10 protein-coding genes and 1 pseudogene are annotated in these 9827 nt (G+C 65.5%); 4 read left to right on the forward strand and 7 right to left on the reverse strand.

The features are described 5' to 3' along the window. A pseudogene (locus tag H926_RS0102140) lies at nucleotides 1-427 on the reverse strand (hypothetical protein); the annotation flags it as partial. A 297-nt stretch (nucleotides 428-724) separates the two neighbouring features. Between H926_RS0102140 and H926_RS0102145 the strand changes: the two are divergent. From H926_RS0102145 to H926_RS25185, 4 genes are all read left to right on the forward strand, one after another. Then, nucleotides 725-1525 (forward strand): sulfite exporter TauE/SafE family protein, encoded by an 801-nt coding sequence (locus H926_RS0102145; protein ID WP_022674836.1) that lies wholly within the window; start codon nucleotides 725-727, stop codon nucleotides 1523-1525. Further along, complete coding sequence (locus tag H926_RS0102150) at nucleotides 1525-2298, forward strand: alpha/beta fold hydrolase (RefSeq protein WP_022674837.1); 774 nt, start codon at nucleotides 1525-1527, stop codon at nucleotides 2296-2298. The genes H926_RS0102145 and H926_RS0102150 overlap by 1 nt, the downstream gene beginning before the upstream one ends. A gap of 80 nt (nucleotides 2299-2378) precedes the next feature. Further along, nucleotides 2379-4214: a M2 family metallopeptidase gene (locus H926_RS0102155; RefSeq protein ID WP_028657468.1), complete on the forward strand. Its 1836-nt coding sequence runs from the start codon at nucleotides 2379-2381 to the stop codon at nucleotides 4212-4214. A gap of 190 nt (nucleotides 4215-4404) precedes the next feature. Further along, nucleotides 4405-4926: a YbjN domain-containing protein gene (locus H926_RS25185; RefSeq protein WP_082208962.1), complete on the forward strand. Its 522-nt coding sequence runs from the start codon at nucleotides 4405-4407 to the stop codon at nucleotides 4924-4926. 129 nt (nucleotides 4927-5055) lie between these two features. On the opposite strand, the gene H926_RS0102165 is transcribed toward H926_RS25185, so the two are convergent. The 6 genes from H926_RS0102165 to H926_RS34040 all read right to left on the reverse strand — a co-directional run. Continuing rightward, nucleotides 5056-6519 (reverse strand): AMP nucleosidase, encoded by a 1464-nt coding sequence (locus tag H926_RS0102165; protein ID WP_082208963.1) that lies wholly within the window; start codon nucleotides 6517-6519, stop codon nucleotides 5056-5058. Between the two features lie 127 nt (nucleotides 6520-6646). Further along, complete coding sequence (gene rplI, locus H926_RS0102170) at nucleotides 6647-7240, reverse strand: 50S ribosomal protein L9 (protein WP_022674841.1); 594 nt, start codon at nucleotides 7238-7240, stop codon at nucleotides 6647-6649. Nucleotides 7241-7252: 12 nt separating this feature from the next. Beyond that, nucleotides 7253-7477: a 30S ribosomal protein S18 gene (rpsR, locus tag H926_RS0102175; protein WP_011445073.1), complete on the reverse strand. Its 225-nt coding sequence runs from the start codon at nucleotides 7475-7477 to the stop codon at nucleotides 7253-7255. 3 nt (nucleotides 7478-7480) lie between these two features. Then, nucleotides 7481-7843 (reverse strand): 30S ribosomal protein S6, encoded by a 363-nt coding sequence (gene rpsF / locus H926_RS0102180; protein ID WP_022674842.1) that lies wholly within the window; start codon nucleotides 7841-7843, stop codon nucleotides 7481-7483. A gap of 143 nt (nucleotides 7844-7986) precedes the next feature. Continuing rightward, nucleotides 7987-9147, reverse strand: coding sequence for an acyltransferase family protein (locus H926_RS30655; protein ID WP_022674843.1), 1161 nt, complete (start codon nucleotides 9145-9147; stop codon nucleotides 7987-7989). 159 nt (nucleotides 9148-9306) lie between these two features. Next, on the reverse strand, nucleotides 9307-9827 hold a 521-nt coding region (locus H926_RS34040; protein ID WP_237740960.1), incomplete at its 5' end, for a PilZ domain-containing protein.

Raw genomic sequence — 9827 nt, forward strand, 5'->3', positions numbered from 1 at the left:
CCGCGGTGGCCACATCGGCACGGGCGTTGGCGGCATCGGCCTGCTGCTGCGCGGCGTCGGCCTGGGCCTGCGCGTTGGCGACGGCTGCAGCCGACTGGCGCGCGGCCATGTCGGCCTTGTGCTTCTGCATCATGCCGATCGCCGTGTCGGCCAGGGCCGAGGCATGGATGGCGTCATCGATCGCTTCGGGCTTGTGGCCGGCCGAAAGGTTTTCCTGCGCATGGGCCAGCGCTGCCTTGGCCTGCGCGGTTTCGCCCGGGCGGAATTCGGCGGTGCCGAGCTGTTCGGCGGTATCGATCTTGGCCTGCGCGGCGGCAATCGCCTGGCGGGCGCGTTCGGCCTTGCCGGTGGCATGGGCGGGGGCCGAGAAACCGGCGATCATGGCAGTGGCCGCCAGCAGCGGCGCGACGAGCTTGGTCTTGGTCATCGAACGATCTCCACTATGGGATGGCCGTGTGCGGCCGTGTTGGCAGGGGGAACCGCAAGCGGCGCGTTTGCGTTCCGCCGCGCTTTCGGTTCATCGTCAACGCGATGCGGTTTGGCGCAGAGGCGTGCCTGCTGTGCGGCAAAGCGAGTGATGCGGGGTTGCGCTGGAGCTGCGCAAAAGAAAGAATGCCAACCCCGAAACTAGAGATTGGCGCTATAGGCATTGCCGAAGCGCACCCCACGCCAGTATGGCCGCCGTCAAGGGCCAGGTTGGTCTTTGCACGTCGCCGGAGGGACAATGTTCGCACACTTCGATGCCCTTCACGCGGTTGCCGGCCTGCTGGTTGGCATTCTCGTGGGCCTGACGGGTGTTGGCGGCGGGTCGCTGATGACCCCGATCCTGGTGCTGATCTTCGGGATCAACCCCGGCACGGCGGTGGGCACCGATCTGCTGTTTGCCTCGCTGACCAAGGTGGTCGGCTCCACCGTGCACGGCAAGCGCAACACGATCGATTGGCCAATCATGGCGCGCCTGGCCGCAGGCAGCGTGCCCGCAGCGATTGCCGCGCTGGTCGTGCTGTCGTGGGCGGGCAAGGTGGGCGGGCACACCAGCCACACCATCCTGCTGGTTCTCGGGGTAATGTTGATCCTCACCTCGATCGCCACGCTGTTTCAAAAGCGGATCGTGGCGATGGTCCGCCATGTCGACGCAACGCAGGTGGGCCTGGGCACCGCTGACGAGGCCAAGCCAGTCTGGGCGACCGTGTTGCTCGGCGTCGTGCTGGGCGTGCTGGTCTCGATCTCGTCGGTGGGGGCAGGGGCGATCGGCGTGACCGCGTTGCTCATGCTCTATCCCACTTTGCGGATTTCGCGCATCGTCGGCACCGATATCGCCCATGCCGTGCCGCTGACCATGGTGGCCGGCTTTGGCCACTGGATCATCGGCGATGTAAACCTTGCCCTTCTGGTGGCGCTGCTGCTTGGCTCTATCCCCGGGGTGATCATCGGCAGCCTGTTGTCGACCCGCGCGCCCGACCGTATCCTGCGGCCGGCGCTGGCCGCCGTTCTGTTCATATCCGGGATCAAGTTGCTGACCTGATGGAAAAGACCACCACGTTTTTCGACGGTTTCGATGGCGCCCGCCTGGCGCTGCATGAAATGGGGACCGGGCGCCCGGTCATCCTGCTGCACGGGCTGTTTTCCTCGGCCGAGATCAACTGGATCAAGTTCGGCACGGCGGCGCAGCTGGCCGCAGCCGGTTTTCGCTGCCTGATGCCCGATCTGCGCGCCCATGGGCAAAGCGCGGCGCCGCATGCGGCAGAAGCCTATCCGTCTGATGTCTTGGCCCGCGATGCCCAGGCGCTGGTGACCCACCTGGGCCTGGTCGATTTCGATCTGGTCGGATTTTCGCTTGGCGCCCGCACTGCGGCACGCAGCGTGATCGCCGCGCCGCCGTTGCAACGGCTGACACCGCGCCGGCTGGTGCTGGCCGGGATGGGGCTGGAAGGACTAGCCGGCTGGAACCAGCGCCTGGCCTTCTTTCGCGACGTGATCGATCGCTTCGGCACGATCCGCCATGGCGATCCGGCCTATCTTTCGCAGCAGTTCCTCAAGAGCAGCGGGATCGATCGCGCCGCCGTGCGCCAGTTGCTGGGCGCGATGGAGGATACCGATCCTCAGGCCCTGGCCGCGATCACCATGCCCACGCTGGTCTTGTGCGGCGATCAGGACAACGACAATGGCTCGGCCGACAACCTGGCGGCCGCCTTGCCCAACGCGTGGCGCGCCACCATTCCCGGCACGCACATGGGCTGTGTCACCCGGCCCGAACTGGGCGCGGAACTGGTTTCATTTTTGACCGCCTCGGCTTGACCTGAGCCCGTTTGGGCGGCACCCCACCGGCAACGGCCACGCCGCGCGCGTGGCGGACCGGTTCAGGGAGTGCCCCCAAGATGAAGTCCCTTGTTTCCACCCTCGCTCTGGTGGCGGCCACGCTAGCCGCGCCTGCGGCGCTTGCCGCCGCACCCACCACAGCGGCGCCGTCTGCTGCCACTCCGGCCACGGTCGATGCCTGGCTGGCGCAGGCTGACAAGGCCTATGCCGATCAGACGGTCACCTCGGGCCGCGCCGAATGGGTCTATGAGACCTATATCACCGACGACACTGCCCAGATCACCGCCGATGCCGGCGCGACGATGAGCAAGCTGCAGGTGGCGCAGGCCAAGCAGGCCGCCGAATTTGCCAAGGTGCCGGGCCTGTCGCCCGAAACCCTGCGCAAGCTGACGATGATCCGCACCCAGATCACCAGCCCGGCGCCATCGACCCCCGGCGCGGCCGAGCAGTTCGCCGCGCTGCAGGCGCGCATCCAGGGCCTTTACGGCAAGGGCCACGGCACCCTGCGCGGGCAACCGATCAACGGCAGCGATATCGAAGAGGCCATGGCCACCGATCGCAACCCTGATGAACTCAAGGAAATGTGGCTGTCGTGGCACGACAGCGTCGGCACGCCGATGAAGGCTGACTATGCCAAGATGGTCGAGATCGCCAACGCCGGCGCGCGCGAGCTGGGCTATCCTGACACCGGCGCGCTGTGGCGCGCGAACTATGATATGACGCCGGACCAGTTCGCCGCGATGACCGAAAAGGTCTGGGGCGAAGTGCGCCCGCTCTACCAGCAGTTGCACTGCTATGTGCGCGGCAAGCTCAATGCCAAGTATGGTGACGCGGTGCAGCCCAAGAAAGGCCCGATCCGCGCCGATCTGCTGGGCAATATGTGGGCGCAGGAATGGGGCGGCATCTATGACGTGGTCGCCCCCCAGGGCGCGGGCGACATCGGCTATGACCTGACGGGCCTGCTCAAGGACAAGGGCTATGACCCGCTCAAGATGGTCAAGACCGGCGAGGGCTTCTACACCTCGCTGGGCTTCCAGCCGCTGCCCGCCACGTTCTGGCAGCGCTCGCAGTTCACCAAGCCGCGTGACCGCGATGTCGTGTGCCATGCCTCGGCCTGGGATCTCGACAATGTCGATGACCTGCGCATCAAGATGTGCATCAAGGTCGATGCCTCGGATTTCGTGACCATTCACCACGAACTCGGCCACAATTTCTATCAGCGCGCCTACAACGCCCAGCCCTCGCGCTGGTACATGGAAGGGGCCAACGACGGTTTCCACGAAGCGATCGGCGATACCATGGCGCTGTCGATCACGCCCGATTACCTGGTGAAGCTCGGCCTGCTCGATCCGTCCAAGGTGCCCGGTCCTGACAAGGATATCGGCCTGCTGCTGCGCCAGGCGATGGACAAGGTGGCGTTCCTGCCGTTCGGCCTGTTGATCGATCGCTGGCGCTGGGGCGTGTTCTCGGGCCAGATCGCGCCGGCCGATTATGAAAAGGCGTGGAACGAGATGCGCCTGTCCTACCAGGGCGTGGTGCCGCCGGGGCCGCGCGGGGCCGATGCCTTTGATCCGGGCGCCAAGTACCACGTGCCGGCGGGCGTGCCTTACACCCGCTATTTCCTGGCGCGCATCCTGCAGTTCCAGTTCTATGAAGCGGCGTGCAAGGAAGCCGGCTGGAAGGGCCCGCTGCACCGTTGCAGCTTCTATGGCAATCCCAAGGTCGGGGCCAAGCTCGATGCCATGCTCAAGATGGGCGCATCCAAGCCCTGGCCCGATGCGCTGCAGGTGTTCACCGGCACGCGCGAGATGAGCGGCGGGGCGATGCTGCGCTATTTCGCGCCGCTCACCGCGTGGCTGAAGAAGCAGAACGCGGGCGCGGACTGCGGCTGGTAAATCCCGCGTCGCAGCAGGGCGCATAAAGCCAGGCAAGAGGCCGGATTCCTGGGTGAATCCGGCCTCTTTTTGCGTGCGGTGCAGCGCAAGCCATGGATTTCACAGGGTGAATTTACGCGCTTGCCACGCCCCGGCAGGTATGAGACGCTTTGCTCAACAAAACAGAACACACATGTTGAGGATGCTGGGGATGGAAATCAAACTTCCCGCCATTGCTTGCGCTGTTGTTGGCGGCATCCTGCTCGCCACCGCGCCCAGCGCCCAGGCGGAAACCGTTTCGGCCATGACGCCCGCCAGCGTGGTCACCGCGCTCAAGGCGCAGGGCTATGTCGCCACGCTGGGACAGGATTCCTCGGGCGATCCCCTGGTGACGGCCGATATCGGCGGCTGGCGTTCGCAAGTGGTGTTCTATGACTGCAACGAGGTGACGCACGGCGCCTGCCAGTCGCTGCAGTTTTCCAGCAGCTTTCACCCGGAACGCCCGTTTGATGCGGAAAAGGCCGTGGCGTTCGTCAACGCCAACCGCTTTGGCGCGGTGTCGGTGGCGGCAGACAAGTCTGTCACCGTGTCGTGGGACGTGATCACCGGCAGCGGGATCGATACCTCGGTGTTCGCCATGGTGGTCAAATCCTATCGCATGGCGCTCGATTCGATCGGCAGCGAGGTGTTTCCCGCATCCGGCCATCCGCAACTGGCCAGCGCGGCGCGCTGACGGCTGTAATCCTCCGTCATCCCGGACTTGATCCGGGATCCCGCTTCTTCACATCAAGCTCAGCGTGGAAGGAAAGCTGGACCCCGGATCAAGTCCGGGGTGACGTCGGGAGTGTGCAGGGGCGTAATATCACCGGAACGGCGGCTCGTTGAACGCGCGCAGCTTGCGGCTGTGCAGGCGGTCGCCCTCGGCGCGCAGCAGGGCGCAGGCGGTCGTGCCGATTTCCAGGTGCGCGGCAATCGCCTCTTCGTAGAACCGGTTGGCCTGGCCGGGCAGCTTGATCTCGCCATGCAGCGGCTTGTCCGACACGCACAGCAGCGTGCCATAGGGCACGCGGAAACGGTAGCCCTGGGCGGCGATCGTGGCGCTTTCCATGTCGATCCCCACGGCGCGGCTCAGGCTGAGGCGGCGGGCGGAATGGGCATAGCGCAGTTCCCAGTTGCGATCGTCGGTGGTCACGATCGTGCCGGTGCGCATGCGCGTCTTGAGGTCTGCCCCGCCGCTGCCGCTGACCACTTCGGCGGCCTGGGCCAGCGCCACCTGCACTTCGGCGATGGCCGGCACTGGGATTTCGGGCGGCAACACGTCATCCAGCACGTGATCATCGCGCAGATAGGCATGGGCCAGCACATAATCGCCGATCTTCTGCGTGGGGCGCAGGCCGCCGCAGTGGCCGATCATCAGCCAGGCTTCGGGGCGCAGCACGGCGAGATGATCGCAGATCGTCTTGGCGTTGGAGGGGCCGACGCCGATGTTGACCAGGGTGATGCCCGAACGGTCCGGGCGGATCAGGTGATAGGCCGGCATCTGGTGGCGGCGCCAGGCCGTATCAGACAGCCGCTCGCGGGCATGGGGCGTGGCGGCATCGAGCGCCAAGCCGCCCGCGCCGGTCAGTGCGACGAATTCATCCTGGCCCAGCTGGCGCCCGGCCCAATCGACGAACTCGTCAACATAGCGATGATAGTTGGTAAACAGGATGTAGCGCTGGAAATCGGCCGGGTTGGTGCCGGTGTAGTGCGCCAGGCGGGCCAGACTGAAATCGGTGCGCAGCCCGTCGAACAGCGCCAGCGGCGCTGCGCCCGCTCCGCCATCGAGACTGGCATCGAGCGCATCGGCGATTTCGTCGCCGATATGGGCGAGGTCGGTGGTGGGGAAATGCTTGGCGAGGTCGTTGGGCGAGACCGAGCCAAAACCCAGGCTGCCATCGACCACATAGGGGAAGGGGATTTCCTGGGCCGAGGTCGCCACTTCCAGCGTCACTTCATAGTCCACCATCAGCAGGCCGAGCTGTTCTTCCAGGTAATCGGCGAACAGCGCAGGGCGGGTGATCGTGGTGGCATAGCTGCCCGGCCGCGTCAGGCGGCCAAAGGCGCGGCCGGCGGCGGTGCCATGGCTGACCCCGGCAAAGTGCAGGCGCAGCTCGGGATAGCAATAGGCCCCGTTCTGGCGCACGGCCGGATCGGGCAGGGTGCCATCGGCGATATAGCGGGTGATATCGCCGCGCAGCCGGGCGCAGGCCGCTTCATGGCGAGCGGCGAGTTCGGCAATGATGGCAGCAGGAGAGGTGGCGGTGAAAATGTCGCTTGCGTTCATGCCTTCGATGTAGCGCAGCACGATGACAGCGCAAGGGCAGCGGCAACACCGCATGCTGCCCAGCAAAAAAGGCGCCCCGGTGAGGGAGCGCCTTTTTTGTTTGCTGCCAATGCCGGCAACGACGGGATCAGGCTTGCGCCTCGCCCTCGTCGAGCAGGTCGGTCGGGATTTCGCCCGGTTCGGCATTGGGATCATATTCTTCGGTGAAACCGCCGGTGTCGCCTTCGAACATGGCGTCGATCACGTCGACACCCTTCGACTGCAGTTCGGCTTCGTCAGGCGAACGGGCGACGTTCACCTTGACGTTGACCGACACTTCGGGGTGCAGCGAAACGCGCACGTCGAACAGGCCGATGGTCTTGATCGGGCGTTCGAGCACGATCATCGACTTGGAAACCTTGGCGCCATCGGCAACCAGGGCGTCGACGATGTCGCGCACCGAAACCGAACCATAGAGCTGGCCAGAGTTGGACGAGGCGCGGATGAGCACCACTTCCTTGCCTTCGACCGAGCCGGCTTCGCCCTTGGCTTCTTCGCGGCGCGCCGCGTTTTCAGCTTCGATGCGGGCGCGGTTGGCTTCGAAGACCTTGCGGTTGGCTTCGTTGGCGCGCAGGGCCTTCTTGTTGGGAAGAAGGAAATTGCGGGCGTAACCGTCCTTGACGGAAACTTCATCGCCGATGTGGCCGAGCTTTTCGATGCGCTCGAGCAGGATGATCTGCATGGCTGGCGCTCCTTACTTCACGATGTAGGGCAGGAGGCCGATGTGCCGGGCGCGCTTGATCGCCTGGCTCAGCTCACGCTGCTTCTTCGCCGAAACGGCGGTGATGCGCGACGGGACGATCTTGCCACGTTCGGACATGAAACCCTGAAGCAGGCGCACATCCTTGTAGTCGATCTTCGGAGCGTTCTTGCCCGAGAACGGGCAGCTCTTGCGACGGCGGAAAAACGGACGAGCCATGGCTTATTCCCCTTCGCGTTCGCGACGACGGCTGCGTTCGCGGTCGTTCTTGCGCATCATCACCGACGGGCCGGCTTCGTGTTCTTCCACGCGCACGGTCATGTAGCGGATGACGTCTTCGTTGATCGCGGTCTGGCGTTCCAGCTCGGCCACGACGCCCGCGGGGGCCTCGATGTTGAGCATCACGAAGTGCGCCTTGCGGTTCTTCTGGATCTTGTAGGCCAGCGAGCGCAGGCCCCAGGTTTCGGTCTTGGTGACCTTGCCCTGGTTCGATTCCACGATTTCGGTGGCGGTAGCGGCAAGCGCATCGACCTGAGCCTGGCTCAGATCCTGGCGCGCCAGAAACACATGCTCGTAAAGCGGCATGCTTCGCGTCCTTTATCTAGTCTAACCGATCGCTGGCTTGTCCGCGGGATTGCGGGGCCCCTCCGGCTTTCTTCGTGCTTCCTGCGGCGATTCGCGCGCAAGAGAGGTGGCCCTTAGCCCTTCTGGGCCGGAATGCAAGCCATTCAGCCTGTTTTGGCGGAGGCATCGCCGCGCGTGCGTGGGGCCAGGCGCTGCCCGCCAAAGACCACGGCGAGCAGCGGAATGCGCCGCACCACCAGGAACATCAGGATCGACAGGCCCAGCACCAGCGCCGAAAGCGCGGCCCACTGCATGGTGGGAAAGGGCCAGTCCGCCGCGCCCAGCTTTGCCAGCCCCAGGATCACCAGCATCGCCACGATCATGTGAAACAGATAGATCGCCATGGCGCCGTCCACCAGGAACGAGACGGTGCGGCTGGGCCGATCGAACAGGTGCGCCAAAAGGCGGAACACGATCAGCGACATGGCATAAGTGAGCGCGCAGGCCAGGGCGCCATCCACGATGCGCAGGGCGGGTGCGGGATCACCGTCCCAGCCCAGATGCGGGCGCACCAGCGGATCGAGCAGGAAATGCCCCAGCATCAATGGCGGCGCCGCGAACCAGGGCCAACGCCCCTCGAATGCGAACAGCCGGTTGCCCAGCTTGAGCCGCCAGCCCAGCGCGCCGATCACGAAGGCGGGCAGATACTGGCCATAGCGCAGCAGTAGTTCCTGCTCGAACACCGCCTCGTTATCTTGCAGGCCCAGCACCTGCGCGCCCCAGGCAAGCCCCGCACCCCAGGCGGCCAGCGCCAGCAGCGGGATCGGCCAGGTGCCGCGATCCAGCCCCAGCAGCGGCCGCCACACCCCATCGGGCACGAAGACACGGCGCGGGCGCAGGGCATAGGTGAAGACGAACCCCAGCAGCACGATCAGGAACCACAGGTGTTCAAATGCCAGTGGCCAGCCATAGAGCCCTGGCGCCCAGGCGGCCGAAAGCATGACCTTGAGATGATACTGGATCACCGCCAGGCTGGCGACGCTGGCCACCAGCGGCAGCGCCACGCGCATCATCCGATCGCCCAGCCACGACCGCCGCCCGCGCCGCGCGCTGGCCATGCCGGAGAAATAGCCGGCCAGGATGAAGAAGGCCGACATGCGGAACGAATGGATGAACGACAGGCCCACCCCCAGTACCGGATTGGCCATCCACGCGGGAAAGCCCGGCGACAGGATCATCGTGGCGGTGGTGCCGACGTGAAAGGGAATGCCCAGCAAGAGCAGGACCGCGCGCGCCGCATCGAGATGATGGAGGCGTTGCTGCATCAAGACGGGGCGTTCAGGTCAGCAGGCGGCAGGGCAGGGCGCATGGCCAGCCCCGTAACCCCGCCGCGCGCCCGCGTCCATGGCCAAGCCGCGTGCTGCGGCCAATTGCCAGTCTTGCGCGGCAATCAGGGCAGGCACCAGGGCTGTGCGTGCCAAAGGTCAGGCGGCGTCGCGGATGCTGGGCTTGGTCGGGCGGCCCAGCGCCATGCGGCGGTGATGGCCCACGGCAAAATCGCTGATCAGCGTGGCAAACACGTCTTCATGCAGCGGGTGGTCGAATTCCAGGCCCGAGGTCATCGGTTCGGACCACGCGATGAACGCCAGCTTGGGCTTGAGGCCGGGCAGCATCAGCATGATCGGCTCACCGATGCGCTGCTTTTCGAGTCCCTCGATCCGCGCGCCATAGGGCGTCAGATCCTTGAGCATGACGGTGGCCCGCACCAGCCCATGCTTGACGCGCACGGGCAGTTCCACGCCGATGCGGGGGAAGCGGCGCGCCTCTGCGCTGTTCGCGCCGGGCGTGGGCGGCATGCCGGGGCCGCCTTCGCGCGGGCCGGTTGCATCCAATTCCTGCTTGCGAAACATGGTGTTCTCCACTGGCCAAATGCCTTTGACCGGGAAGAACGGCGGATGCCGGGCAGGTTTCAGCCGCCCGCGCAGATTACCTTGCGAACCGCGCA

This window comes from Novosphingobium sp. B-7, from assembly GCF_000410615.1.
Lineage (GTDB): Bacteria > Pseudomonadota > Alphaproteobacteria > Sphingomonadales > Sphingomonadaceae > Novosphingobium > Novosphingobium capsulatum.